The organism is Neorhizobium petrolearium, from assembly GCF_029854435.1.
GTDB lineage: Bacteria > Pseudomonadota > Alphaproteobacteria > Rhizobiales > Rhizobiaceae > Neorhizobium > Neorhizobium petrolearium.
Genome location: NZ_CP123001.1, coordinates 567,949 through 593,838 on the forward strand (window position 1 = coordinate 567,949; position 25,890 = coordinate 593,838).

General features: G+C 60.1%; 19 protein-coding genes. 7 read left to right on the forward strand and 12 right to left on the reverse strand.

Features of this window, described 5'->3' with window-relative positions:
• The first annotated feature begins 4 nt into the window (after window positions 1-4).
• From QEO92_RS29540 to QEO92_RS29565, 6 genes are all read left to right on the forward strand, one after another.
• Window positions 5-496, forward strand: a complete 492-nt coding sequence (locus QEO92_RS29540; protein ID WP_227705657.1) for a MarR family winged helix-turn-helix transcriptional regulator — start codon at window positions 5-7, stop codon at window positions 494-496.
• A gap of 160 nt (window positions 497-656) precedes the next feature.
• Entirely contained in the window at window positions 657-1,700 is a 1,044-nt protein-coding gene (locus tag QEO92_RS29545; RefSeq protein ID WP_227705658.1) for a TRAP transporter substrate-binding protein, read from the forward strand.
• A 130-nt stretch (window positions 1,701-1,830) separates the two neighbouring features.
• On the forward strand, window positions 1,831-2,328 hold the full coding sequence (locus QEO92_RS29550) for a TRAP transporter small permease (protein WP_227705889.1): 498 nt from the start codon (window positions 1,831-1,833) through the stop codon (window positions 2,326-2,328).
• A 4-nt stretch (window positions 2,329-2,332) separates the two neighbouring features.
• Window positions 2,333-3,631 (forward strand): TRAP transporter large permease, encoded by a 1,299-nt coding sequence (locus QEO92_RS29555; RefSeq protein ID WP_227705659.1) that lies wholly within the window; start codon window positions 2,333-2,335, stop codon window positions 3,629-3,631.
• Between the two features lie 24 nt (window positions 3,632-3,655).
• A complete protein-coding gene (locus QEO92_RS29560; protein WP_227705660.1) occupies window positions 3,656-5,380 on the forward strand; it encodes a thiamine pyrophosphate-requiring protein in 1,725 nt (574 codons plus the stop codon).
• Complete coding sequence (locus QEO92_RS29565; RefSeq protein WP_227705661.1) at window positions 5,380-6,477, forward strand: alpha-hydroxy-acid oxidizing protein; 1,098 nt, start codon at window positions 5,380-5,382, stop codon at window positions 6,475-6,477. Before QEO92_RS29560 ends, QEO92_RS29565 begins: the two co-directional genes overlap by 1 nt.
• 245 nt (window positions 6,478-6,722) lie before the next feature.
• On the opposite strand, the gene QEO92_RS29570 is transcribed toward QEO92_RS29565, so the two are convergent.
• The 10 genes from QEO92_RS29570 to QEO92_RS29615 form a co-directional block, all read right to left on the reverse strand.
• Entirely contained in the window at window positions 6,723-8,966 is a 2,244-nt protein-coding gene (locus QEO92_RS29570) for a tetratricopeptide repeat protein (protein WP_407722186.1), read from the reverse strand.
• On the reverse strand, window positions 8,963-10,012 hold the full coding sequence (locus QEO92_RS29575) for a family 8 glycosyl hydrolase (RefSeq protein ID WP_227705662.1): 1,050 nt from the start codon (window positions 10,010-10,012) through the stop codon (window positions 8,963-8,965). Before QEO92_RS29575 ends, QEO92_RS29570 begins: the two co-directional genes overlap by 4 nt.
• The gene (locus QEO92_RS29580) at window positions 10,009-12,405 is read right to left on the reverse strand and encodes a cellulose biosynthesis cyclic di-GMP-binding regulatory protein BcsB (protein ID WP_227705663.1); all 2,397 of its coding nucleotides are present in this window, start codon (window positions 12,403-12,405) and stop codon (window positions 10,009-10,011) included. Before QEO92_RS29580 ends, QEO92_RS29575 begins: the two co-directional genes overlap by 4 nt.
• Entirely contained in the window at window positions 12,402-14,588 is a 2,187-nt protein-coding gene (bcsA, locus tag QEO92_RS29585; RefSeq protein WP_227705664.1) for a UDP-forming cellulose synthase catalytic subunit, read from the reverse strand. The genes QEO92_RS29580 and bcsA overlap by 4 nt, the downstream gene beginning before the upstream one ends.
• A 49-nt stretch (window positions 14,589-14,637) precedes the next feature.
• Window positions 14,638-15,459, reverse strand: a complete 822-nt coding sequence (bcsN, locus tag QEO92_RS29590; RefSeq protein ID WP_227705665.1) for a cellulose biosynthesis protein BcsN — start codon at window positions 15,457-15,459, stop codon at window positions 14,638-14,640.
• A gap of 352 nt (window positions 15,460-15,811) precedes the next feature.
• Window positions 15,812-17,593 (reverse strand): diguanylate cyclase, encoded by a 1,782-nt coding sequence (locus tag QEO92_RS29595; protein WP_227705666.1) that lies wholly within the window; start codon window positions 17,591-17,593, stop codon window positions 15,812-15,814.
• Window positions 17,594-18,142: 549 nt separating this feature from the next.
• The gene (locus QEO92_RS29600) at window positions 18,143-18,970 is read right to left on the reverse strand and encodes an ABC transporter ATP-binding protein (protein WP_227705667.1); all 828 of its coding nucleotides are present in this window, start codon (window positions 18,968-18,970) and stop codon (window positions 18,143-18,145) included.
• Window positions 18,967-20,007 carry a FecCD family ABC transporter permease gene (locus QEO92_RS29605; protein WP_227705668.1) on the reverse strand — a complete coding sequence of 347 codons (1,041 nt, stop codon included), beginning with the start codon at window positions 20,005-20,007 and terminating at the stop codon, window positions 18,967-18,969. The genes QEO92_RS29600 and QEO92_RS29605 overlap by 4 nt, the downstream gene beginning before the upstream one ends.
• Window positions 20,004-21,044, reverse strand: a complete 1,041-nt coding sequence (locus tag QEO92_RS29610; protein WP_227705669.1) for a FecCD family ABC transporter permease — start codon at window positions 21,042-21,044, stop codon at window positions 20,004-20,006. Before QEO92_RS29610 ends, QEO92_RS29605 begins: the two co-directional genes overlap by 4 nt.
• Window positions 21,041-22,051 carry an iron-siderophore ABC transporter substrate-binding protein gene (locus QEO92_RS29615; protein ID WP_227705670.1) on the reverse strand — a complete coding sequence of 337 codons (1,011 nt, stop codon included), beginning with the start codon at window positions 22,049-22,051 and terminating at the stop codon, window positions 21,041-21,043. The genes QEO92_RS29610 and QEO92_RS29615 overlap by 4 nt, the downstream gene beginning before the upstream one ends.
• A 329-nt stretch (window positions 22,052-22,380) precedes the next feature.
• Here QEO92_RS29615 and QEO92_RS29620 point away from each other — a divergent pair, with 329 nt between their 5' ends.
• Window positions 22,381-24,540 carry a TonB-dependent siderophore receptor gene (locus tag QEO92_RS29620; protein ID WP_227705671.1) on the forward strand — a complete coding sequence of 720 codons (2,160 nt, stop codon included), beginning with the start codon at window positions 22,381-22,383 and terminating at the stop codon, window positions 24,538-24,540.
• 46 nt (window positions 24,541-24,586) lie between these two features.
• Here QEO92_RS29620 and QEO92_RS29625 read toward each other — a convergent pair whose 3' ends face one another.
• Complete coding sequence (locus tag QEO92_RS29625; RefSeq protein WP_227705672.1) at window positions 24,587-25,477, reverse strand: helix-turn-helix domain-containing protein; 891 nt, start codon at window positions 25,475-25,477, stop codon at window positions 24,587-24,589.
• Window positions 25,478-25,496: 19 nt separating this feature from the next.
• Window positions 25,497-25,823: a hypothetical protein gene (locus QEO92_RS29630; RefSeq protein ID WP_227705673.1), complete on the reverse strand. Its 327-nt coding sequence runs from the start codon at window positions 25,821-25,823 to the stop codon at window positions 25,497-25,499.
• Between the last annotated feature and the right edge of the window lie 67 nt (window positions 25,824-25,890).

The window sequence follows — 25,890 nt, forward strand, 5'->3', positions numbered from 1 at the left end:
GGCGATGGCGAAATCATCGGCAAAACCGAAACTGGAAGCTTCCCGGCCGGAAGAGAGCGACGTGCTCATTCCGGCGGCCTTCCGGAACGTTCTCGGATATCACCTCCGGGTCGCTCAGGAGGCGTCCTTCCAGGCTTTCAGCACGGCCGTTGACAAGGCGGATCTGAAGCCCGGCTGGTACTCCATTCTGACCATCCTGTCGGAATATGACGGCCTGACGCCGTCGGAACTCAGTAGGGTCTGCGGCCGGGACCGATCGACGCTGACGGCGACTCTGAAGGGGCTTTCGATCCGTGGCATGATCGAGCGGCAGCAGAACCCGGACGACCAGCGCAGCTACAGCGTCCGGCTGACCGATGAAGGACGGAAGATGCAGGCGCGCCTGCATGCCATCGCCCGCAAGCATGACCGGCGGCTAGATGAGATCGTCGGCGAGGACAAGGCCGCGCTGATCGCGATCCTGGCCAGAATTGTGAATTCGCTCGGCAACGGCTGAGCGATGGCTGTCGCCTCGTGCCTGACTGCAGGTTCAGGCTGGGCGGCAAGCATCTGAAGACATAGACAATCGGCGGGACCCGTCCCGCGGACTTCGGCTTCCGTGGAGGATGCCGAAAACGAACGCGGTTTGCCTGCCGCAGCTAACCAAGGAGGAGCACATGTCGAAACACAAAGTAATCAAGGGTCTGGTCGCCGCGACTGTCGGCGCCATGGCCGTATTGGCGTCGGGAGCCCTGCCGGCATCCGCACAGGACAAGCAGATCAATCTCAAGATTTCCCTCTGGGTGCCGCCGGTGCATCCGCTGGTGAAATCCACCCAGGAATGGGCCGACAGCATAGCCAAGGCGTCGGGTGGCACGATCACCGCGTCCGTTTTCCCGGCCGAACAGCTCGGCAAGGCGTTCGACCACTACGATATGGTCCGCGACGGTATCGCCGACGTCGGTTATGTAAGTCCCGGATATCAGCCCGGCCGCTTCCCGGTCATCAATGCTGCTCAGCTTCCGTTTATCGTTGCCGATGCCAAGGGGGGCACGGCAGCGATCGATAGCTGGTACAGAAAATATGCTCCGAAGGAGATGGCCGACACGCATTTCTGCCTCGCCTTCGTCCATGATCCGGGCGCGCTGCATTCCCGCAAGAAGATCACCCTGCCGTCCGACGTCAAGGGCCTCAAGGTCCGTCCGGCGCAGCAGACGATGGGCGAACTGGTGACGACGCTCGGCGGTACCAATGTCCAGGCTTCCGCGCCGGAATCGCGGGATGCGCTGGAGCGCGGCATCGCCGATGCGATCACCTTCCCCTGGAACTCGATCTTCCTGTTCGGCATCGACAAGGTGACCAAGTACACGCTCGACGTTCCGCTCTACACCACGGCCTACACGTGGACGATGAACAAGGACGTCTACGACAACGCCTCCGCCGCGCAGAAGAAGGTGCTGGACGACCATTGCAGCACCGCATGGGCAGTGAAGCTTTCCTCCGCCTGGACCGACTTCGAGCATGCCGGCCGAGATAAGATGAAGGCTGCCCCGGGCCACGAGGTTGTGGAACTGACGCCGGAACAGGTCGCCGAATGGCGCAAGGCCGTGTCTCCGCTGCAGGCGAACTGGGAAAAGCAGGTCACGGCCAAGGGTTATGACCCGGCCGAGATTCTGGGCGATCTGAAGAAGAGCCTGGCGGACAACAAGGCCGCGTTCTGATCCTCGATCCGGCCGAAGCTGATCGCAGCATCGGCCGGGTTCCTTCACGACAAGAGAGGAGGGGCTCATGACGCCCGAAACAGCAGGCGGAGCGGCCCCGCCTGTGCGGCCGCAGCCGCCCAAGAACGCCATGGACCGTTTCATCGAGGGGATCGAGTGGATCGCGGCGGGCTTTGTGGGTCTCGTCGCCGCCGATATCTTCATCTCGGTGATGCTGCGTTACTTTTTCTCCTACGCCATCCCCGACGGTTATGATTTCGGCCGCCTGTTCCTCGGCATTCTCATCTTCTGGGGAATTGCCGCGACCAGCTATCGCGGCGCGCACATCACCGTGGATCTCGTCTGGGAAGGCGCCAGCCGGAGATACAAGCGTTACATCGACGTCTTCGCGACACTGGTACTGTTGCTCGTCGTGACGGTCCAGACCATCATGCTGTTCGACAAGGTCGTCCAGACCAGGGCGCAGAACGTCTTGACCTACGACCTGCAGCTTCCCACCTGGCCCTTTTTTCTCGTGGCATGGCTCGGCGATGTTGCCGCTGTGATCTTGATCGCCGTGCGCACTTTCCGCCTCGTCTTCAATCCCCAGAGTGTGAACAGAGAACACACCACAGATCCGGTGGAATAATCCCATGACACAGAATTTGGTTGCCGTATCGGGATTCGTCCTGCTGTTTGTCCTGATGCTGCTGCGCGTGCCGGTTGGTATGGCCATGGGTCTCGTCGGCGTCACCGGTTTCGGTCTCCTGGCCGGTTTCGGTCCGGCGCTGAAGCTGATCGGCCAAACCTCCATGCGCACTGTCACCGACTATACGTTCGGCGTCATCCCGATGTTCCTGCTGATGGGCGCCTTCGTCACCAATTCCGGCATGAGCCGGGAGCTGTTCCGTGCGGCCAACACGTTCATCGGGCATTTGCGCGGCGGCCTTGGGCTTGCCACCATCGTTGCCTGCGCTGGCTTCGCCGCAATTTCCGGTTCGTCGGTTGCCACCGCCGCGACCTTCTCGACCGTCGCCTATCCCGAAATGCGGCGCTTCAACTATCCGCAATCCTTCGCTGCCGGGACGATCGCCGCCGGCGGCACGCTGGGGGCCATGTTCCCGCCGTCCACCGTACTCGTCGTCTATGGCATCCTTACCGAACAGGACATCAGCCGGCTGTTTATGGCAGGAATCGTGCCCGGCATTCTCGCCGTGCTGATGTACATGATCACCATCATCATCATCGGACGCCTGCGCCCCGACATGCTGAGTGCTGGTCAGAGGAGCAGTTGGAACGAACGCCTACATGCTCTCAAGGATGTCTGGGCGCCGCTGCTTCTGTTTTTCTTCGTCATCGGTGGCCTTTACGGAGGCCTGTTCACGCCGACGGAAGCCGGCGGTGTCGGAGCGGGTGGGGCCTTCATCATCGGCCTGCTGCGCGGCAAGCTCGACAGGCTGAAGATCCTGACCTCGCTTCTGCAGGCAACCCGTACGGCGGCGGCAGTCTTCACCGTCCTCATCGGCGCCCTACTGTTCGGCTATTTCCTGACGATCACCGGCACACCGCAAAAGGTGACGGCCTTTCTCGGCGGACTTGGCATCGGGTCCTATGGTGTCCTGCTGCTGATCATCCTGATGTATCTCGTTCTCGGTTGCATCATGGACGCCATGGCGATGGTCATCCTGACGGTTCCGATCGTCTATCCAGTGATCCTCGCGCTCGGTTTCGACCCGATCTGGTTTGCCGTGATCGTCGTGATGACGGTCGAACTCGGACTGATTTCTCCGCCCGTCGGCATGAATGTCTTTGTCATCAAGAGCGTCGTGCCTGAATTGAGTTTTGCCAGGATCTTCAAGGGCGTCGCTCCCTTCATCGTCACCGATGTTGTGCGGCTTGCGCTGCTGATCGCATTCCCGGTGATCGTTACCTGGCTGCCAAGCCACCTTTGACCCTACATGCAAGAGAGACTTTCCATGACCGATGCAAAGGCCACTTCAAGGGCTGACACGATCACCGCCGGCGGCGCCATCCTGGCGCGCCTGAAGGCGGTCGGAGTGGACTATATCTTCGCCAATTCCGGCACGGACTTCCCGCCGATCATCGAAGGGCTGGCGGAAGCCTCGGCAAAGCAGATCCCCCTGCCGAAGGCAATCGTCATCCCGCATGAAAATGCCGCGATGGGCATGGCCCACGGCTATTATCTCGCGACCGGAAAGGCGCAGGCCGTTATGGCCCATACCAATGTCGGCCTCGCCAATTGCGCCATCGGGGCGATCAATGCCGCGACGGAACATATTCCGATGCTGATCTTCTCCGGCCGCACGCCCGTCGTCGAAAAGGGCCGCCTCGGTGCCCGCACCGTGCCGATCAGCTGGGGTCAGGAAATGCGTGACCAGGCCGCGATGATCCGCGAAACGGTGAAGTGGGACTACGAACTTAGGTTCCCCGAACAGGCGGTGGATATCATCGATCGCGCCCATGCGATCGCCAATTCGACACCTCGCGGGCCCGTCTATCTCAGCCTGCCGCGCGAAGTGCTCTGTGAACAATGCCCGTCCGATGAACTGGATAATCCGGGCCGCATCGCGCCGGCGATAGCGGCACCCCGCTCCGCCGATATCGAGGCGGCGGCAAGACTTCTGAGTGAGGCGAAGCGCCCCCTGATCATCTCCCAGCGCGGTGCCGGCTCACAGGAAGGCTTCGAAACGCTGTCGAAGCTGGCGCTCGACTGGGGCATTCCGGTCTGCCAGTACTGGGCGATCCAGCTCGGCGTGCCGACCGACCATCCGATGGCCGTCGGGGTCGATCCGGCCAAATGGCTGGCGGAAGCGGATCTCGTGCTGGTGATTGATTGCCTTGCACCCTGGTCGCCGGACATCCACCCTCTGGGCGAGGGCTGCAAGGTCGTGCATATCGGCCAGGATCCGCTTTATTCCCGCTTCCCGGTCCGCAATTTTCCCTCCGACGTGGCGCTGACCGGCGATACCGCGGAGGTAATCCTTCAGCTCGAAAAGGCCGCCGGCGTCTATCTTGATGCGACGTCCAAGGAGCGCAGCACTCGCCGGGCAAGCGTGGAGAAGGCGTCCAGCAAGCGTCGTGCCGAGGTGCAGGCGCAGGCCAAAGCCGGCAATGGCGAACTGATGACCAAAGCCTTTGTGAGCTTTACCCTCTCGAAGGCGATCGAGGGCAGGAAGGCGACGGTCCTGTCCGAACTCGGCGCCCCACTCGAGCCGCTGACATTGCGCGATCACGGATCCTGGTATCAGGAACCGCATTCGGGCGGTCTCGGATGGTCCTTCCCGACCGGTCTCGGCATGAAGCTTGCCGATCCGGGCAAGCTGGTGATCGCGACGATGGGTGACGGCTCGTACATGTTCTCGAACCCCGTCGCCTGCCACCAGATCGCTGAGGCTATGGAAATCCCGCTTCTCGTTCTGGTGTTGAATAATGTCGAATGGGGCGCGGTGCGCCAGTCCGTACTCGGTGTCTATCCGGACGGGTTTGCGGCTAAAACGAACTCCATGCCGCTCGTCTCGCTTGTCCCGACGCCTGACTTTACCCAGGTCGCGGCCGCAAGCCGCGCCTGGACGGCCAAGGTCGAGCGTGCCGAGGATCTCGGCGCGGTGCTGGAAGCCGCCATCGAGCACGTCACGGTCAAGAAGACGCAAGCGTTGGTCGAAATCCGGATCGCGCCCTGATGGCCTTGCTGAACGTCGAGGATTATCGGCAGGAGGCGCGGCGGCTATTGCCGCGCTTCGTCTTCGATTATCTGGACGGCGGTTCGGAAGACGAGGTGGCGGTGAAGGAAAACCGCGCGGCCTTCGAACAGATCAGACTGACGCCCCGGCTGCTCAACGATGTCTCGGTGCGCGACCAGAGCGTCGACTGGTTCGGTCGGCGCCTGCCGACCCCGATCGTCATCGCGCCGACCGGGCTGAACGGTCTCTACCGCAAAGACGGCGACATCCTGCTTGCGAGAGCGGCGGCACGACTCGGCATACCATTCGCACTGTCGACGGCCTCCAACAATTCCATCGAACAGGTCGCCAATGCCTCGAATGGCGATCTCTGGTTCCAGCTCTATGTCATGAACCGCGATTTCGCCGATCAACTCGTGGACCGGGCACTGGCGGCCAGTTTCAGCCATCTGGTTCTGACGGTCGACGTGCCGATGGGCGGCAAACGGGAGCGGGACGAGCGCAACAACTTCATCATGCCGTTCCACTTCCGGCCGAAGACGATTGCGGATGTGCTTTGCCATCCGCGATGGCTCTGGAACGTTGGTCGGCATGGTGCGCCGGCCATGGCCAATCTTGCGACCGCCACGATCACCGATCCGAACACCCAGGCGGCACTGCTTTCCCGTAAGATGGATGCGAGTTTCGACTGGGACGACCTGAAGCGCCTGCGCGACCGCTGGCCGCGCCGCCTGCTGGTCAAGGGACTGCTGCATCCGGCCGATGCGGAACGCGCCGTTTCCCTCGGCGTTGATGCGGTTGTCGTCTCCAACCACGGCGGACGCCAGCTCGATGCCGCTCCTGCGCCGATCGAGGTTCTGCCCGGCTTCTCAGCCGTCAAGGCGCCGATCGTTGTCGACAGCGGCATCCGTCGCGGCAGCGATATCGTCAAGGCGATGTCGCTGGGTGCAAGTGCGGTGATGATCGGCAGGGCGGCTCTTTTCGGCCTTGCCACCGGTGGCGAGAAGGGCGTCGTAGACGTCGTCGGTCTGCTGCAGGTTGAAATAGACCGGACGTTGGCGCTGATGGGCCAGCGCACCTTCAATTCCCGATCTTAATGACTTGACGGTGCCCGAACGCTTCATGCAGTGCGATCATCTGGACACGGGCGTGCGGGCGCACGTTGACGCCCGCCGGTCCGTTCCATCTGATGGTCTGGACCTTCGAGCACTTGCGGGACTGCCCGCCGAGTTCGGCGGTGTTGACCGCAAAGGAGTGTGAAGTGGCGCGCTAAATCGTCAACGGCAGCCGGCCTATATCTGCCTGCGAGCACATCCTTCAACAGGGCGCAGCGGATGCAGCATCAGGTGCCACCTCCCAGCTGTAGCATTGCCCGCACGTCCGCCATGCCGCGGCTTGCGTCCCGATTGCCGGTTGCCGCCACCGCCTCGAAAATTCTCAACGCGTCCCGAGGCCTGTCGAGATTCATGTAGCTGTAGCCGCGCAGGATCGTCAGGTCAGCCGATTCCGGCCGCAGTTCGGACCGCTGATCGAGATAGATGAGGGCCTCCCTGTAACGTCCGGCATCGAAGGCGGAAATTGCGTAATCGGCCAGGATCGCGACCTGAAGCTCCACAGCCCTTTGCGAACTCTGCGGAGCCTTTGTGGCAGCCACTGCAGCTTTGCTTGTGAGACCGAGCCTGAGATAAGCCAGGCTCTGCCCATAGGCGGCGTCCTCGCGGACGCGCTGCGTGCGACTTTGAAGTGCGACCTCAAATGCCGCAGCTGCCTCGATCGGCCGGTTGAGGTCCATGAGACACCATCCGCGCGCAAGCGCCTGATCGGAGGAAAGACCTGTTATCTGCGCGGTCGTCGAACAGCCGATCGACCTGCGCGTCTCGGCCGGCCCTGCTTCCCTGCCGGCGACTACCGCTTTCGGCGAGGGACCGTCTGGGCTGGCCGAAGGGCGGGCTTGTATTGATGTTCCGCTGGAAACGGGCGGTCTTGTGGGGGCGGAGGAGGGCGTGCGGGCCGTCAACAGAGCCAGATTGGCTATGCGTTCGGAACGACCGGCCCAGGCACGCTGAAGCGCCTGTACTCCGGCCCTGTCATTGATCTGCTGTTTCGTGATGGCGAGCCCGTAGGCCGATGGTTCGTCATCCGGTTTCCACTGTAAAGCCGTCTCGAACCAGCGTATGGCCGTTTGCGGCTGGTCCAGCGCACGGGCATACCAGCCCAGTTGTTGAGCAGTCGGCACATATTTTTCCTGGAGTACCGCCACAGCCATGCGTTGTAAGACAGGCTCCGGGATAGAAGGCAACGGATCACCGGAAAGGAGATTGGCGGTTGCAGCCAGATAGGTCGCCGTCGCTTCCTCGGAGTCGCTCCTCCAACCGTACATAACCTCTTCGGCTTCGGCCGCAGCATTTCGGGCAATCAGCGCAACGGCAAGCCCTTGCGACGCTGCGGCAGAATTTTCCTTCTCTCGTGAGGCGCGAAACCATCGCTCGGCTTCCGCCATATTGTTGCGGCGAAGATAGTACCAGCCCAGCAGTAGAGAGTCCGAAGCGCGCTGCTCCCGAGCAGCCAGCCCTCGGATGCGCTCCAAATATTGCGAGTCGATTGTAAGCTCTGGTTTTTCGCCGGCTTCGCCCACGAACCGACGAGCCAGCTCGTTGCGAATTCCGTCGAACTCGCGACTGCCGGATTGACCGGTCTGTTCAAGCGCAAGGAGAGCCTGAACGGAACCATAGGGCAGGAGCTCGGCTGCCTTCTCGATCGTCGCAGATCGTTCCTGAGAATTAGTGCAGTTCTTCAGGATATAGGTATAGGCATCAACGCCTCTTTGTCGGCGATCCGTCCGGATGAAGGCTTCGGCAATACGCCACAGCACGTCCACGTCGCCGCAATTGAGGAGGCTCGAAGTGGCAGCTCCAATCTCGATGACGGTTGAATATTGCTTGAGATTCGACGCGTTCACCAGCCGGACACGCGATTCCGCGACCTGGAGCCTTTCCAGAAGATCGGGGGGCGGCTGCCATCCGCTCTCCCTTGCCAGCCTTTCGGCAATCGCTTTGCGGACTTCCGCGTAATGCCCTTCCGAATAAAGCTGCCACATGTCTTCCAGTTGCCGGTCGCGATTTTCCGGAACGGCAAGCGGATCTGGGGGAGGCGTCCAGTTCGGATAAAGCGTACGCAAGCGGGCGATCTCCGCTTCGAGCCTGGCCCGATCCCCCCGTGCCGCAAAATACCGCAGAGCGCTTTCGTCGACCTCCGGTTCGATTGGCTGCTCTGGGGCGGACTGGCCAGTTCCGTCTTCTCCGGTCGGGGGCGGCTGAACTTGAGAGACAATCGGGGCAGGGAAGGAATCGGTGCCCTGTTGGCTTGATCGCGGAGGCCGTTGCGTCGCGCGAATCTGCTCTGCAATCGTCCCGGCATCGGGATTTTGCTCGTTTTGGGCCAGGCGGTTTCCCCTGGGCGCTCCGGAAGCGCCAAGCGCGGTCTGAGACTGGGTGAAGATGTCATCAACGGAAGCGTCGCCGGCGATCGACGTCAGGAGGCCCCCCGATATCGCCGCAGTCAAGAAAAGAATCCATGACAGCTTCAAAGACACTCCGGATGCCTTTCCCTGACGAATGCAAGTGCCAACAGCTGCAGCGTGGACGGATAATACAGGATTGGCTCGAACTGTTGGACCGAGGCTGGCAACTTTGTCCCGTTAAGTACACAGCCTATAACATGGTTAATAATTTGATAACCTGGGTCGCTCAGCGGTTCCTTGGTCCGGCCTGTTTCCAGATCGATCGTCGATAAGGTTCCTCCTTCGTTGGTCATGCCTTGAGAGAGGCGAGTGAGCAGGTCCCTGTCATATATGTTCGCCCTCATGAGATAGAGCGGTATCCTCACGGCGTTATAGCCGAATTCCTGCGGAAAACCGGCGGCGGGCTTTGGCTTTTGGGCAAGGCTCTCCCATTCTGCCGGAAGCCTTCGTGGACCAAACTGCGAGACACGCAGCAATGCCAGCCCATCCTCGGACAGCTTGGCCCAATCGTCGGAAGGCGCGAGCAACGCCATCACCGGCAGGGCTTCGAAAATCCAATAGGAAGGATTTATGACCGGAGCATCTTCTCGCTCACCTGCGCCGAACCCTGCTGTGGCCGGTAAGAGAACGGTTTGCCCTTTGACTCCCACGACAGTGTGCGACAGCAGACTGTTTGCGATCCTTACCGCCTGTTCCACATAGTCGAGCCGATGCCATGAAGAGCCCGCGAGCGCCAAGGCATAAGCGATCAGAATGTCACCATCGGTCGCGTTGTTGCTGTCAGTAACATGAGGGGTCGCGGCAGGATCCCATTTCCAGGCCGCCAGACCGTCATCGCGAATAAGAAGCTCGGTGCGGGTGAACGACCAGATCTGCTCGAAATCGGCAGGATTGTCGGCGAGGAAGGAAAGAAGCAGACCGTATCCCTGTCCTTCGCTATGGCTGATGTCGCCATTGGCATTGTCGACAATCCGGCCGCTCCCGTTCAGAAACCTGGCTTTATAAAGAGACCAGAATTCCTTTGAGACATGCGGCTGTTGCGCCGCCGCCGAACTGACCGAAACTGCAAGGGCGAACATGCCTATGATGATCCATCGGGGCCGGTCCTTCATCTGCTCCTCCCAAAGGAGGAAAGCAGAGCCGCCGTCGATAGCCCCAGGAAGACAGCCAGAGCCACGAGCGCCAATGAATAGAAGAGTATATTGTTCGAAAGCCAGTTGGCTGCGATCAGGCGGTAGTTTCCGAGCGATGGGCTGACGGTCTGCACAAAGGTGAAGCGTGAGGCAGACAGAGACGCAACTTTCTGTATTTTGCCTTCATAAGTCGTAATTCGCCCTGTAACCTGTTGCCAGTTCTGCTGACGCGTGAGCGCCTCTGCGCCCTGTCGAAGTTCCTCCGGGGTTCGGGCGCTGATCACGGTCCAGGAGCCGTTTCCGTTGGTGCTTTGGCCCTGCGCGAGAATAAAGGTATCGTTGCTTGAAGGATGAAATATCTGCTCTGGCTGTGGCAAAAGCTGGAACGAACTCAACGATATGTTGAAATTACGATTCAGCCATTCCTGAAATCGAGCAATCTGGTCGCGCCAGATGCTTCCCCGGACTTGCGTGCGCCACTTTTCAAATGTCGCCATCGTGTCCTCGTTCTGGACAGGCGCTCCGGCGGCACGCCACGTGGCAACGCTTTCCGGCGCGATATTGACTTGAGATAGCACCGTCGAGGGTATTTGCGAGATCGATCCTGCAAAAAGAGCATCGCGGTTGCCAATGGCACCCGGGGAGGCAACGGGTTCGACGGTAATCGGGTGTCCCCCTACGAATGCAAGACGTGATAGAAATGTCGAGGTGGCCGTCAGCGTGTTGGCGTCGAAGCGATCCATCCAGAGCATGATTGGGTCCGTCCTGCGGCTGTAGGGAAAAGCCGTCCCTGAAAGCGCCTCCAGGCTGGGATTCCGGCCGATCCGCGCATATTGCGGCATGTTGAATTCGGAACTGTCGAAAAGCGCGAAGCGAGGTTCAGTGGAAGCCGTGCTGCCGGGAATGCAGACATCATCTTCGTCGGTAAGGAGAATGGCCTCAAGCGAGACGGAGTTGAGGCCAGGCTTGAAGTGGCGGAGCGTCATACGGATGGGGAGATGCCGAAAAAGGCCGCCGTTATCGGATGTGATCGGCAAGTTCGTGGCGACGTTTCCGTTCACATATACGTCGAGATGACTGCCGGGCCGGACATTCGCTGCAAACGCTGCATCGATCAGCAAGTTTGCTTCGCCGTAGGCGCTTGCATAGAAATCAGACGGAACCGCTATGTTGAAGCTGGTGCGGAACCGGCGGCCCGAAAATTCCGTGGTCCTTAACCCCAATTGAGAGAAGGAGAGTCTCTCTCCGCCGAAGAGAAGCGGCGCATCGGGTGCTGCCCAGCGCTGCGTGGCCATGACATCGCGCCGAATTTCGGGGGGGCGATCCGTGGGCGCAACTATGGTCTCGACAGCTGCATCGATCGCATTCCAGGAAGGCCCCGTAAGCAGAAGCACCTGTTCATCGCTGTTGGGATCCTTAACCAGGGCTGCTGTCGCCGCGGATCCTGCTGACGGAGGGAGTGCGGGGAAAACGGGCTGCAGCTCAGCGACAGTACCAATGATTACACCGAACTTGCCAGGGCCAAGTGCTCCGAGACGGTCGGAGTTGAAAGAAAAGAGCTGGTTTGGCATTCCGGACAGAAGCGACAAGCCTTGTGCGAGCCGAAGCAATGATTTGGTGCGGCCCGCTTGCCCCGCAGCCGGTACGAGAAACTGGAATTCAGTATTGCCGTTTGCATCACCGCCCACGGCCCGGACTGCCTCGGTCACCGACGGCGCGGGAGCGGGGATACCGGTAAATTCAAGATAGGTTTGCGAAGGGTCGACATTGGTCCAGAGGTCATAGGTAGATCGTATATCGCAATCCGTCCGATGACGTTGAGTCGCGCGAAACTCGACAAGATTTCCGCCGGGATGAAGGACGTTGGGCGGGACGTCAAACGCAAGCCTATTTGGACCGTTTGGTGAGCTGATTCGTTGCCGTACGATCTCGTGTTCGTTGATCGACACCGTCAGCAACGAGGCTTCCGGAGCAACGACGATTGCGTTCTGATATTGGAGATTGAGCTTTGCCGGCGATGCGGCCTGTTCTTCCGTCAGGTAGATCGACCAGGAGCGGCGGTCGTACTCTCCTGCCAGGGCGAGATCGGACGCTGGGACAAGATACCGGCGGCTTCTGTCCTGTTCCCGTGCATCTGCGGCGGGTCGAGGTGCGGCGTCGGAAGGCGCTGGCGCATGTCTCTGAGGAGCGGATGTCCGATCCTGGGGGACGGGAGGGCGGGAAAGATCGGGAAATACCAAGCGGGGTGGGGCAGGCGGCTCTGGCGGTCGTTCGCCCGACATGTCGAAGGGCGCGGGCTGGGCGTCCGAAATCCGCACGACAGCGAGAAGAGCTGTCAGAGCGAGTGTCAGGCATGCAAGGGAGCGGTTCATTGGCTGTTGCTCCCGCCGGGTTTATTATCGCGCCTCCGCGTTATCCCAAGGAGGAAATATAGCAATCCCCGATGGGTCTGGTAGATGGATAACCCAAGAAACCAGATCGTTCCGCGCAGAAGCCCGGGATTGCGACGTCGGCTCTGTTGAAACTCAGCCCATTGGGCGGAGTTGGCAAAAATCAGATCGGCAATCCAACGATGGTCCAGCGGCCCCTTCGGCTGATACTGGCAGCCGAGCATCGTCGCATCCCCTGAAGGCTCGACCCGTCTGATAACGAGGGGAAGCATGACAGGTTCTCCTCCGCCATGGGGTTGAAATCTGATTGCGGCTTCTGCGGAAAGATCTGACTGGGACAGGGCACGGCTAAAGACCTGGAGGCGGGTGCCGCCGACGGAAACATCTTCGATGGACGCGGGATGCCAGGTCCCACCCATGCCGAATTCGCAGCGGCGGCGGACTTTTACTCGCCTGGATGACGAAGGTTCTCCGCGTTCGGAGACCACCCCCAGCGCGCAGCCGGCAAGAATGAGATTGAGCAGATTCCAGCCGCCGACAACCAACGTGACATCCGCCTTGTAAGGCTCGGTGTAGACACGATAGACAGCAATTCCCAGAGCAATGGCCAAGGCGGCAAAGATGACGAAGAAGGGCCGGCTGATTTCCGAGAGCCGGCTGACCGCAACCGACTCGTCCTTGGCGGTGACCTTGAAGGTTGGTTTGCGCGGATTGACCATGACCGAAATAACGGCGGGCAACAGATGCACGGTCTGGACATATTCGTAGAGCTCCGAAATCCACGGCCAGCGGAATGATCCGTAAAGGTAATTCTGCATCATCAGATTCACGAGCATATAGGCGAGCGTATAGGCCAGAAACTCGCCTCCGGAAGCCGTAAATATCTGCAGATCCAACAGAAGGTAGAAAAGCGGCGCGAAGAGAAAGATCGTGCGTGGAAAGGGGAACAGCCAGAACAATGTCGACGACATGTAACAGAGCCGCTGAGGAAAGGATAAGCCGCGCTTCAAAAGCGGGAAGCGGAAGCGCAGAATTTGCATCATTCCCTGCGCCCAGCGGCTTCGCTGGCCGATAAAGCTTGCAAATGTGGCCGGCTGCAGACCGGCAATCAACGGTTTGTCGACATAGACACTATTCCATCCGGCACTGTGAAGCGCCAGCGCTGTCTCGCAGTCTTCCGTGATGCTGATCCCGCTGAACCCTTCTGTGGTTTCCAGCGCACGGCGACTGAGTACAGCGGCCGAACCGCAGAAGAAGGCGGCGTTCCACTTATCAAGCCCCCTCTGGATGATGCCGTAGAACATCTCGTTTTCGCTCGGCATCCGGTCGAATGTGCGGAGATTTCGCTCCAGAGGATCCGGGTTGATGAAAAAGTGCGGCGTCTGAACCAGGAAAAGCTTCGGGTCATCCGCAAAATAACCCACCGTCTCCAGTAGAAAATCGCGCGCGGGAGCGTGATCTGCATCGAAAACGGCAACCAGTTCTCCCTTCGAATGTTTCAGGCCGTTATTGAGATTGCCCGCTTTGGCGTGCTGGTTGTGGGTGCGGGTGAGGTAGTTGACCCCGAGTTCGTCGCAGAGACTGTTCAGGATCTGATTTCGGGCTATTGCCGCTTCGGCTTCGCGCACATCCGGCGAGTTCTGCTTTTGCAGGGTCCCTCCGTCGTCCAATAGCCAGACCGTCAGCTTGTCAGCCGGATAATCCATGGCTTTTGCCGCGGCGAGCGTATTGGTCAACAGTGTGACTTCCTCGTTATAGGATGGAACGAAGACATCGACGGACGGATAGAGTTTCTTTTCCGTGACGCGGGACGGGCGGGACGCCATGGGCATAGCGACGATGAAAAGGCTCAGCCCCAGCATCATGACGCTGTACATCTCGGCGAGGTAGAGAAGCAGGCCGGGGATGAAGTTCTCGGGCTGGTTCACGGGAGGAAGCGTTTCGGTCGTGCGCCAGTAGACATACCGCAGGACGATGGCAGTGCCGAACGCGAGGGCTATCAGACGCCAGACCCCGCCGGCCTTCAGAATCTTGATGATGGCCATGAGCGAAACGACAGTGGTGCTGGCGATGAGCTGGGTCTGAAGATTGACCGGAAGCGTGATCAATCCGATTACGCAAACCGTAATGACTGCCCACAAAATGATGCTTTGCACCTTACGCATTGGCATTCCTCTGGCAGAAAGTCGGCACGAAAACGTGCCGGATGCGCCATTATTTCCGGCACGCCGCTGTCATGGCTGCGGTGCCTATGCAATCAGGTGAAGGAACAGTGGTTCCCGTCGCCTCGGTTGAACTGGAGCTGCCGGATACGCCCGCTCCCGGATCCGGCAGTGGAACACGCGGCCCGGCTGGAGCTGCCGCTTCGGTCTCCGGCTGACAAACCTGCTCCACCGCCTTGGGACGAGCAGGAAGGGGTTGGGGGGCGCCCGTTGACATGCCGTAGCCGAGGGAGACGGATCGCCGGGAAAACGCGCCTTCCGGATAAATCGGTTCTCCGGTGCGGCCTAGTCTTTCGTCCGCCTCGGCTACGTCGCCGTAAGGATTCCACATTCTACCCTTGAACGTTCCGACGATGGTAAAGCCGTACATTGCATTCAGCATCTGCCGCGCAGTTGCCTGATTGTCGCAGAGCCTGAGCCTTACCTGGATCATGCCGAACCCGCGGCCTATGCCAGAGGATGTGCTGGGGGAGCGAATCTGCTGCCAGGCAAACAGGCATGTATCGCCGCCTTGGCCTCGTCCGGACGCATAGCCGAATGGGCCGTAGGTATTCTGGAGAAAGGTCGCCGCACGGACCATTGGGACGCCTGGCGCGGCGCGGGCAATCTCGCGCCGGAGGTCGTTTTCGTTGATGGTCCTGAACGTCGCGCCGGGGACGTCCGGCGCAGATCCTTGAGCACCGAAGAAATGAATTCTGAGATAGTTCTGTCCCGGGATTTTCGAGGAGGTCGAAAGCGCCACGTTCTGCTCGATGCCGTTACCCCGGATGCGCTCCACCACTCCCACGATTGCCGGCCCGCCCGGAGGCGGCATTATGAGGGCTTTCTCACTGGGTACAAGCTGCGGTCCCGACGGGTGTCCGACATTTCCGGTCGTGCTGCATGCTGAAAGTGTAACCGTGGCGCCCAGCCCGGTAACAATCCACAGGATGCGCGCAATTGAAATCGGCAATGTCGTTTTCCCTGGATGACCTCGGCAATTCGGGCGGGGAATTTTGCATTCAACGACGCAGGACTATTAGAATTCAATAAACAACAAATATGCTTAACGGGTTGTTAACATTCCCGAACGGGCCATTTTGGATAAATTCTCCACAGATTGTTGCCGGCTTTTGAGGCCACGGACCGGAAACTCCGTTCGGTTTTCCGCGCCGTGTCGAAGCCCGTTACCGACCACCCCGGCTTGCCGCGACAGTCTGATTGCGACCTTGTGACTTGGCTTTCAGCAACGCGGCATCAGCGCGTGCCACCAGCGTCTCCACCGACCCCTCCATCGGAGAGGCTGCTACTCCCAAGGAGATCGAGACACTCCCGATGATCCGGCCTGAATGCGAGAGCACGCCGCTGCTGACCTTTTCCCGCAACTCCTCGGCCAACTGAAACCCCTCCGCTTCGCTAAGGCCGGGAAGCAGGATGGTGAACTCTTCGCCGCCAAAGCGGAACGCATGGCCGGATTGTCCGACCACGTCGCGCAGCACCCGCCCAACATATCGCATCACCATGTCACCCGCGTCATGGCCGAACTCGTCGTTGAAGCGTTTGAAATGATCGATATCAATCATCAGGCATGCAAGCGGTTGATCCGCCAGATCTCGGCTGTACCTCTCCAATGTCTCGTCCAGGAAACGGCGGTTGAACAGACCCGTAAGCGGGTCACGTGCGGCGAGAGCAGTAAGTTTCTCACGGAGTTGAAGATTGGCGATTGCAAGACCGACATTCTCGGCAATCAGCTCCAGATAAAGACGGCTGCTTTCCAGACGAAGCGCCTTACCCCCACGCTCTTCAAGATAGAGAAGGCCAATCGTATCGCCCTGAGCCGTCAATGGGACACAAAGGGCAGTCACTTCCGCTCCGTCGAGATGGAGACAAGAAACGTCAGCGTCGTCTCCGCCGCTTGCATGGGGACGGCCGCGCCGTAGACCCCAGCACGCTGACGCCGGGAAGGTGACCTCGGAATGATGAGGGTCGAGCCATGCGCTCGCACGTGTCAGGGACACCTGGCTTCCATCGAGAACGTAGAGGCCACCGGCGATGTCGGGGAAAATCTGAGGAGCGAAGCGAGCGACGACATCGGCGAGTTCCGCTCCGTTTGCACATGCCTGCAGGCGATGCATCATCTGCAGGATAAGGTCCTTGGTGCGCTGATCCGCTCTCCTTTCGGCGTCGAGCCGCTCCCGTTCGATGCCATTGGCGCGGAATATCTGGATGGCCTGGTTCATCTCGCCGATTTCATCGCGCCGCGGGTCGGCGGGAACATCGACTGTATAGTCCTGTTTCGCCAGCCTGCCGACGATGCCGGTCATGCGCACAAGCGGTACGGCGACCCGTCGTCTTAAGATGAAGTAGAGAACGCCGAGGAAAAGCAGCCCTGTTATCGCGAGCATGATCTTGGCAACAAGGCCCCACCAGTCGCTGCGTGCCTGTGCCGCCTGGAGCTGCATACCCGTGCGTGTCGCGGTCAAATCCCGGAAATGAGTAACGGTGTCGAGAAGCGCGGCTTGCAGTCTTTCGTGTTCTGGCCCGAAGAGCATACCTTGCGCGCCGCTCCTGTCCCCGCGCTGGAAGGCCTCGATTGCCGTGATCTCGATCTTGTCCAGCTCCTCCGCTTCCGTGTCGATCTCCTGCAGCGCCCCGGCCTCCGTCGGTGACAGATCTTGAGAAGCGAGCTTGGCTGCGGCGGCCTCGTGCCGCCGCTCCCCTTCCTCTTCCGCGCGAAACGCTTGCAGATGCCGCTCTTCACCGTGCATGACATAGAGCCTGGCCTCATCGCTTCTGACTTCGGCTCCGAGCGCAAGCTCCTCCGCCAATGTGTCAAAGGTCAGGTGCTCCTCGACGGCAAGCCGTTCCTGGACGGCGCTCCGCGACGACATGATGAAGGCAGCGCCTGAAAGGGCCGTGAGAACGACTGTGATGGCATAGGCCCAGTTGGTGATCGTGCTTATTCTCATGAACGCAGGATATCGGCCGCTCGTTGAAGGAGCATTAAAGAGAACCCTCACATGCAAGCACCAGAAAAGCCGGCAAGAGCTCTCCCGAAGATTTCTTTCAAAGCACGGCCACTCCACGCAGTAAACGTGAAGCTATTCGATCCGGAAGCGTCACTCGAAGAGCACCGCTTCGTGGTCAGACGTTTCGGCGACGAGATTGCCTTCCTCGCGCGGACCTGCTCTGGGAGGATAGAGGACGCATATGCGACGTAACATCCTCGGCTGAAACGACGGTGACGTGATGAAGGTTCTCGATCATCCGCCGGGGTGCCGGCTCGGATCAGATCGGCACGAAAGGATCCTCACCGACGAAATAGAACAGGTGTTCCGCAATGCTGGTGCGGCTCATCTGGAGCGCCTGCTCCGAGAGGCACCTCAATTCGATCAGGAGCCTCCCGTCCTCAATGCGAATGCGTGCAGAGCCTAGCCTGCTGGTCAGCAAGGCTTGTTCGCATAGTGCCGGCATCAATCGGCAGCGCAATGCCCGAGAAGCTGAATTCCTGGATCGCGTCATGCCAGGTTCTCTTTGAGATCTTGCTGTTTTGCCATGCGATGGCGGCCGATCGGGAGCATGATCGGTCGGCCGGATGTGGGGTCTATGATGATGCGGCTTTCAAGGCCGAAAACCTGCCGCACGTTCTCCTCGGTCAACACGTCTTCTGGCAGGCCGGAAACATGTACGCGGCCTTCCCTCATGGCGACGAGATGGTCCGCATACCGGGCCGCGAGGTTAAGGTCGTGGAGAACCATGACGACGGTGGTGCCGCGTGTGTGATTGAGGTCGGTCAGAAGGTCGAGAACCTCCATCTGATGGCTGATATCGAGAAACGTCGTCGGCTCGTCGAGCAGCAGGACGTTTGTCTCCTGCGCCAGCGCCATGGCGATCCAGACCCGCTGACGCTGCCCGCCGGACAGTTCGTCCACCGGCCGTTCGGCAAGCTCGGCTGTCTTGGTCGCGGTCAGCGCGCTATCCACGGCTTCGTCGTCCTTGCGGGTCCAGCGGGAAAAGAGGTTCTGGTGCGGATGCCTGCCGCGGCTGACGAGATCGGCGACGGTGATGCCTTCCGGCGCGATCGGCGATTGGGGAAGCAGGCCGAGGGTTTGCGCCAGTTCCCGCGGCGGTGTTCGATGGATCGACTTGCCATCCAGCAGGACCTGTCCCCGACGCGGCGAAAGCAGCCGGGACATGGTGCGCAGAAGCGTGGACTTGCCGCAGGCATTGGCGCCGACGATGACGGTGATCTTGCCGGGCGGCACCACAAGGTCGAGATCATGCAGGATATCGGCTTCGCCATAGCCGGCGGAAAGTTCGCTGGCGGTGAGGGTATGAACGGTCATAGCGAGCCTCCGGTCCGGTTGACGCGCACGATCAAAAAAATCAGGTAAGGAGCGCCCAGTGCACCGGTGACGACGCCGACCGGATAACGGCCCGGCAAAAGAAACTGCCCGACATAGTCGCCTCCAAGGACGAGCAATGCGCCCACGAGGGCGGATGGGATCAGGAGCGATCCGCTATTGCCGACGATACGGGCGGCGATTGGCCCGGACAGGAAGGCGACGAAGGCGATCGGCCCGGTCACCGCCGTCGCCGATGCGATGATGCCGACTGCGCAGATGATGATCGTCACGCGTGTCGCAGCAACCCGCACGCCGAGTGCGGCGGCCGTATCGTCTCCAAGCCTCAGTGCCTCCAGATCCCTCGAGCGGCTCAGCAGCAATCCGCCGAAGACTGCGAGCGCAAGCAGAAGCGGCAGCGCCTGGCCGATTTGCGCGCCGTTGACGCTCCCGGTCAGCCAGCGCATCGCCTCCTGCAGGCTCCAGGTGGGGGCTTGCGAGAGTATGTAGGTGATCCCGCTTTCCAGCATTGCAGAGACGCCGATCCCGACCAGGATGAGCCGCGTGCCTGCAACACCGTTCCTGGACGAGAGCCCATAGACCAGAACCGCCACGCCGAGGCCGGCAGCCACGGCGAAAATCGAAACCGCCGACCCCTTGATTCCCAGCACGATGATGACGAACACGGCGGCTGCACTCGCGCCGGAACTGATGCCGACGATATCGGGGCTCGCCAGCGGATTGCGAAGCATGATCTGGAAGGCGACGCCCCCGAGACCGAAGCTGAGGCCCGCAAGAACGGCGAGCACGGCGCGCGGCAGCCGCAACTGCCCGACCGTGAAGGCTGCGCCCGGCACGTCCTCGCCGAGCAGGATACGAAGGACGTCTTTCGGCGGCGTGATCGACTGCCCGATCGACAGGGTCAGCGCAAAGGCTACCGCAACCAGAAGGCCGAGCAGGCCAACGATCAGCAGATGCCTGCGTCCACGCCGCCGGCGGCCGTCAACAATGAGATCAAGCGTCGGCGAGATTGTCATCATAGTTCTCGCACCCGCTGGCGCCGGACGATCCAGATGAAGAAGGGCGCGCCGATCAGGGCGGTGACGATGCCGACATCGAGTTCGGCCGGCCGGGCCAAGACGCGCCCGACGACATCGGCGGCCAGCAGCAGGCATGCTCCGGCTATTGCCGAGAAGGGCAGCAGCCAGCGATGATCGACGCCGACCAGCAGCCGGCAGAGATGCGGCACGACCAGGCCCAGAAAGCCGATCGGCCCGCAAATGGCCGTCGTCGCCCCGCACAGCAAGATTGCGCCGAGTGCAGCCACCGCGCGGGCGACGGCAACCCGTTCGCCAAGTCCGGCTGCCATTTCGTCTCCGAGAGCCAGCGAATTCAACTTCCGTGCCGACAGAAGGCTGATCGCGAAGCCGACCGCCAGGAAGGGCAGTACGGGCAGGATACGTTCGAATGTCGCGCCGCCGACGCCACCGATCTGCCAGGAACGGATGCCGCCGGCGATATCGGCCCGTGGCAGAACGACGGCAATTACCATAGAAGAGAATGCGACCGAGGTTGCGGCGCCGGCAAGTGCCAGTTTCAGCGGCGTTGCGCCACCGCGTCCCAGTGAACCGATCGTGTAGACAAAGACGGCAGAACAGCCCGCACCAAGGACGGCGACCCAGATATAGGCCTCGGCCGACGCGATATCGAACCATGCGACGCCGATCACGACAGCGAGTGACGCGCCCATGTTAACCCCGAGGATGCCCGGATCGGCGAGGGGGTTGCGCGTCACGCCCTGCATGATCGCCCCGGCTAGCCCGAGTGCCGCGCCGGCCAGCAGCGCCAGCACGGTCCTCGGAACACGGACCGCGACCGCGGCCTGGCCGATATCGTCGACTTTTCCGAAAAGAGCGGCGGTGATGTCGGCCCACGCCACCTCTCGCGTGCCAACCGTGACGGACAGCATCAGCAACGAGGCCAGCACGGCGACGAGCCCAGCGAGCCAAAGGCTTCTTGCGCCGTTCGACCGCGCCGTTGTGGACGCCGGGACGGCTGATCTTCTCGATGATCTCATTTCGATTTTCTGGTCGACTTCCCGGCAGCCTCGGCGAGCAGTGCGACATAGTCCTTCAGGACCCAGGAAATCGAAAGCGGCGTCGGATTGGCAGCCGTGCCGACTGAATTCGCGCCCAGGATGACGATCGCTCCCTTTTCGACGGCCGGCATTTTCGACATCAGCAGATTTGCCGTCACCGACGACAGGAGCTTCGTGTTGCCGTAGGCGACGACGATGTCCACGTCGTCGAAGAGGTCGATACGCTCCGCGCTGATGGAACCTGAAAACTTGCCGGGCTCGGACACATCCACGACGCTCTTCGGGCTCTCCAGTCCGAGGTCCTTGAAGAATTTTACCCGGGTGTCGTTGGTCGTGTAGAAGTTGATCGTGCTCAGGTCGAGGGGGTTCAGGTGCGTGACGAACATCGCCTTCTTGCCGCGGATTTCTGGATGTGTCGCAATGGCTTCGGAAATCTCGGCCTCGATTTTCCTGATCAGCGTCTCGCCTTCCACCGCCATGCCCATGCCGGTGCTGTTGAGACGGATCATCTGGCGCCAGTCGGTCGACCACGCGGCCTCGGGATAGGCGACGACCGGGGCGATCTGGCTCAACGTATCATAGTCGGACTGGCTTAGACCGGAATAAGAAGCCAGTATCACGTCCGGTCTTGTCGCCGCCACCGCTTCGAAATCGATTCCGTCACCCTCGTCGAAGAGAACCGGCTTGCCGGCATGCAGTTCCTTCAGCCTCTGGGCAATCCAGGGGAGTACCCCGTCACCGTCATCGTCACCGAAATTGGCTTTGGCGAAACCGACCGGTACCACTCCGAGCGCCAGCGGAACTTCATGATTGGCCCACGCGACGGTCGCGATGCGCTCCGGTTTCTTCGGAATGACCGTGGTTCCCAGCGCATGCTTTATGACGATCGGATAGGTCGTGGCGTCATCCGCAGAGGCGCTGCCGGGCGCGGCTATCCAGATGCAGGTGACCGCTACTGCCAGAGCCGAAAGCAAAAACCGAAACATTGTGCAGACTCCGCCAAACGTTTAAGTGGACTTCCAGTTTCAGGTTAAAAAACAGGCGTCAACTTTTATGTCGGCGGCGACCGGTGAGATCGGTGAGATTCCCGTGGGATCATACAAAACTCGGGAAATCTACAATACTGGATAAATTTACTCAAGTTAATAGCCGGTCGGGGACATCGACGAGAGCATGACGGCAGCCGGATCCGGGACATTTCCCGGGCGTCTCGGGTTGCCGGTCGCTGCCGCTTGGACGTTCCCGCTAACCGGCATGCCTCCGTAATCTCCCGCCCGGCGGCAGCCATGGTGAAATCAGTTTCTGGAACGCGAATATGAAAACTGAAATAAGCCGTCGCTCCTACCAGCCCCGCCTTTTCGGGCGGAGCGCCATCCTTTCGGGTTGCACGGCGCTTTGTGCCCTTTCTCCGGCTGTCTCCCTTGGTCAGGAAGCCGACAATTCGAGTTCCGCCACGACGCTGGCGCCGATCGTGCTGCAGGGCAGCGGTTCGGCGAGTGTCCTCGATACGAGCGACGATTCGAAGTCGATCGTCGCCACGCAAACTATCGGCGTCGGCAAGATGCCGAGCGATGTGTTGACGACGCCGGCTTCCGTCTCTGTCATCACCTCCAAGGAAATCGAGGAGCGCGGCGCAAACAGCGTTGAGCAGGTTTTGCAATACACCGCCGGGGTGGTCACCGACTACTACGGTTCGGACGACCGCTATGACTATTTCAAGATCCGCGGTTTCAGCCCCTTCACCTATCGCGACGGCCTGGCCATTGGCAGGAGTTGGGGCGGGCTTCTGGAAGAGCCCTATGCTTATGAGCGCGTCGAGGTGCTGAAGGGCGCCAATTCCACGGGCTTCGGGGTTTCCGATCCAGGCGGCTCGGTAAATTATGTGACGAAGCTGCCGAAAAAGGAGCGCTTCGGCGAGGTCTATGGTACCGGTGGTTCGTTCGACCACAAGGAGGCGGGTTTCGATTTTGGCGACAACGTCACCGATGACGACACGCTTTCCTATCGCCTGACCGGCAAGTTCCAGCGATCGGACGCTGAGTACGATCACTCGCAGGACGACGAAAACTTCATCATGGGCGGCGTTACCTGGCGCCCCACCGATATGACCAGCCTTTCCTTCGTCTTCGATCACCTGGACAGAGACGGCACGCCGAGCAGCGGCGGTCACCCCCGGTTCACGGATTTCGACAGGGAGAAGTTCTTCGGAGAGCCGGATTATAATTACAATACGGCGAACAGGAACACTTACAGTGTCATTTTCGACCATGATTTCGGAAGCGGCCTGACTTTCAATGCCAGCGCTCGCTACAGCAAGACCGACACCGGATTTGGCTATGCTTACATCTACGACGCGCTGGGTGCCAGCGACCCGGCGGACACGATGATCGACCGGTCTTTCTTCGGGAGTGACAAGTCCACCAAACAGTTCATCGTAGACGCGCACCTACTCTACGAGACGAATTTAGAAGATGTCGAAAGCCGCACGCTTCTTGGCGTCGAATACAACAAGTTTGATGCGGATAATGACACTTTCTACGCCGCTGCACCGGCTATCGACTGGCAGAACCCGGTCTATTCCGGCGGGCCAGGAGCGCTAGCGCCTTACAATACCGTGAAAAGCAATCAGAAGACCCAGGCGATCTATTTTCAGGAGGATCTGGCCTTTTTCGACAGGCTGGCGGTCAGTGTTGGCTTGCGCAACGACTGGTTCGATCTCAAGGAAGTCGGCAACAACGCCTTCACCGGGCCGTTCAGCGGTGAATCCGATATCAGCAAATTCAGCAAGCGCCTGGGCGTGAGCTACAAGATCACGGACGAACTTGCGGCCTTTGCAAGCTACGCCGAATCCGTCGCACCCCCGAGCGCGGGAGTCGAGCCCACGGTCGGCACGCAGTATGAAGTGGGTGTCAAATATCGCCCGGATGCGTTCCCGGCCCTGTTCAGCGCGTCCGTCTATGATCTGACGATGGAGAACATCACGACCTACGAGGCTCCCACCTACCTGCCGGCGACGATCGACAAGGTCCGGCATCGTGGCGTCGATCTCGAGGCAAAGGTCGAGGTGACGAGCAATGTCAGCCTGATCGCTGCCTATGCCTATATCGACTCCAAGATCGAAGAACCCGGTAATATCAATGGTTACAACGGAAAAGCTTTCGCGCAGGTCCCGGAACATATGGCCTCGGTGTGGGGCAGCTATACCCTGGAAGGCGACGGTAACCGCGGCGACATGACCTTCGGGCTTGGCGCTCGCTATATCGGTTCCTACTACTTCGACAACGCCAATAGCCGGAAGTCGGATGGAGCCATCGTCTTCGATGCTGCCTTCACCTACAAGATCCAGGAAAACACCGCATTCCAGGTTAACGCCACCAACCTGTTCGACGAAAAGCATATCGCCAACGATGATGGCGGCGCCTACTACTACAATCCCGGCCGGGCGATCATGGCGACGCTACGCCAGACCTGGTGACGAAACATGTCCTGCCCGCGCCCTGCCGGGCGGGACATCATTGGGATCAGCGGCCCTGCTGCAGCCGCCGCCAGGCGGCTGGCGTCTCGCCGACGATCTGCCGGAAAACCTTGGTGAAATGGGCCTGGTCGGAAAAACCAAGCTGGGCTGCAATCCCGGCAATGGTTACGTCGCTTTCCAACAAGAGCCTCTTCGCAAAGTCGACACGCTTTACATGCTGCCATTGCAGGGGCGTCTGACCGGTGGTCTGTTTGAAGACATTGCCGAACCAGCTTTCCGAGAGGCCGACGATCGCGGCCATATCGGCGACAGACATGCGATAATCGCCCAGCGCTTCGACGCGCGATGTGAGCTTGTTCATCTGGGCCGTGGTCAGGCGGCTGCTGGCTTTTTCGTCTTCCCCGGAAATATCGAGAAGACCGGCGATGATGCTGCCCGCCAGGTTTTCCGCATAGAGGGGGTGTTTTGAAGGACTGGATATTTCGCCAACCAGCAGGTCAGCCAGGGCCTGAACCGCGGCTATATCCTGTATTTCGACCGGCCGTCGTAACGCGGCCTGGGCCGCCGAAGCTCCAACAGATGGGGCCAGGAACCTCAAGAGCCTGTTCTTATGGATGTGTAGATTGAGATGCGAGAACCGATGCATAGACCTGCTGCTCGTCCACATCGGGACGCCCGCAGGAATATAGACAGCGCGGGGCATCGGGCGGGAATCCCCTAAAAAATTGTCTCCCCGGTTCGAGATGCGGACCTGCGAAGACACGTCGTTGAAGAAAATCATTATCCGCGGATCCTCCGCGAGATAATAGCCGTTCGCCCCGGCCTGGCTCTCTGCTTCCCAGAGCACGCTGACGAGACCATCGAGCTGGCGCCACCGGACCGGGGAAACGACGCGAATCCCTTCGGTCCGCCAGATCATTGAATGCCAAAAACTCAATGCAAAAATCCGTCTCTCGTTATGGCAATGATATTCTGGATTGGGCAATCATCGCGAGAAGCAGCCAGCGAGCAACGAATACTTCCAATAAGGCCTCACGCAATCCTGCTGCCCACATCACAATATCATGAGTTTTATAATCATGCTTTTCCTTGATAGCAATATCGCCCAATCCACGGGTCATCGGCGGATCGTGTCTCGGCGCCGACGGGCTGAAGTCTTTCAACATCACTGGTCTCGAAAGTCTGGACGGATCGGGGCGTCGCCGTTCGAGTGATGCACGAACTTTCAATGCGCCGGTGAGTAGCGCCTTCAAAAGTAACAAACCTTCCCGAGTCAATTCCATAGGTATCATCCGCTCTTCAAAATTGGGGGCCGGCAGTTCGGTTCCCTTCAGGGCGCAAGATCAAATC

Excerpts from the sequence above, each read along its gene's own strand:
- QEO92_RS29540 (WP_227705657.1), top strand. The coding sequence starts at position 5 with ATGGCGAAATCATCGGCAAAACCGAAACTGGAAGCTTCCCGGCCGGAA.
- QEO92_RS29545 (WP_227705658.1), top strand. The coding sequence starts at position 657 with ATGTCGAAACACAAAGTAATCAAGGGTCTGGTCGCCGCGACTGTCGGC.
- QEO92_RS29550 (WP_227705889.1), top strand. The coding sequence starts at position 1,831 with ATGGACCGTTTCATCGAGGGGATCGAGTGGATCGCGGCGGGCTTTGTG.
- QEO92_RS29555 (WP_227705659.1), top strand. The coding sequence starts at position 2,333 with ATGACACAGAATTTGGTTGCCGTATCGGGATTCGTCCTGCTGTTTGTC.
- QEO92_RS29560 (WP_227705660.1), top strand. The coding sequence starts at position 3,656 with ATGACCGATGCAAAGGCCACTTCAAGGGCTGACACGATCACCGCCGGC.
- QEO92_RS29565 (WP_227705661.1), top strand. The coding sequence starts at position 5,380 with ATGGCCTTGCTGAACGTCGAGGATTATCGGCAGGAGGCGCGGCGGCTA.
- QEO92_RS29575 (WP_227705662.1), bottom strand. The coding sequence starts at position 10,012 with ATGAAGGACCGGCCCCGATGGATCATCATAGGCATGTTCGCCCTTGCA.
- QEO92_RS29580 (WP_227705663.1), bottom strand. The coding sequence starts at position 12,405 with ATGAACCGCTCCCTTGCATGCCTGACACTCGCTCTGACAGCTCTTCTC.
- bcsA (WP_227705664.1), bottom strand. The coding sequence starts at position 14,588 with ATGCGTAAGGTGCAAAGCATCATTTTGTGGGCAGTCATTACGGTTTGC.
- bcsN (WP_227705665.1), bottom strand. The coding sequence starts at position 15,459 with ATGCCGCCTCCGGGCGGGCCGGCAATCGTGGGAGTGGTGGAGCGCATC.
- QEO92_RS29595 (WP_227705666.1), bottom strand. The coding sequence starts at position 17,593 with ATGAGAATAAGCACGATCACCAACTGGGCCTATGCCATCACAGTCGTT.
- QEO92_RS29600 (WP_227705667.1), bottom strand. The coding sequence starts at position 18,970 with ATGACCGTTCATACCCTCACCGCCAGCGAACTTTCCGCCGGCTATGGC.
- QEO92_RS29605 (WP_227705668.1), bottom strand. The coding sequence starts at position 20,007 with ATGATGACAATCTCGCCGACGCTTGATCTCATTGTTGACGGCCGCCGG.
- QEO92_RS29610 (WP_227705669.1), bottom strand. The coding sequence starts at position 21,044 with ATGAGATCATCGAGAAGATCAGCCGTCCCGGCGTCCACAACGGCGCGG.
- QEO92_RS29615 (WP_227705670.1), bottom strand. The coding sequence starts at position 22,051 with ATGTTTCGGTTTTTGCTTTCGGCTCTGGCAGTAGCGGTCACCTGCATC.
- QEO92_RS29620 (WP_227705671.1), top strand. The coding sequence starts at position 22,381 with ATGAAAACTGAAATAAGCCGTCGCTCCTACCAGCCCCGCCTTTTCGGG.
- QEO92_RS29630 (WP_227705673.1), bottom strand. The coding sequence starts at position 25,823 with ATGGAATTGACTCGGGAAGGTTTGTTACTTTTGAAGGCGCTACTCACC.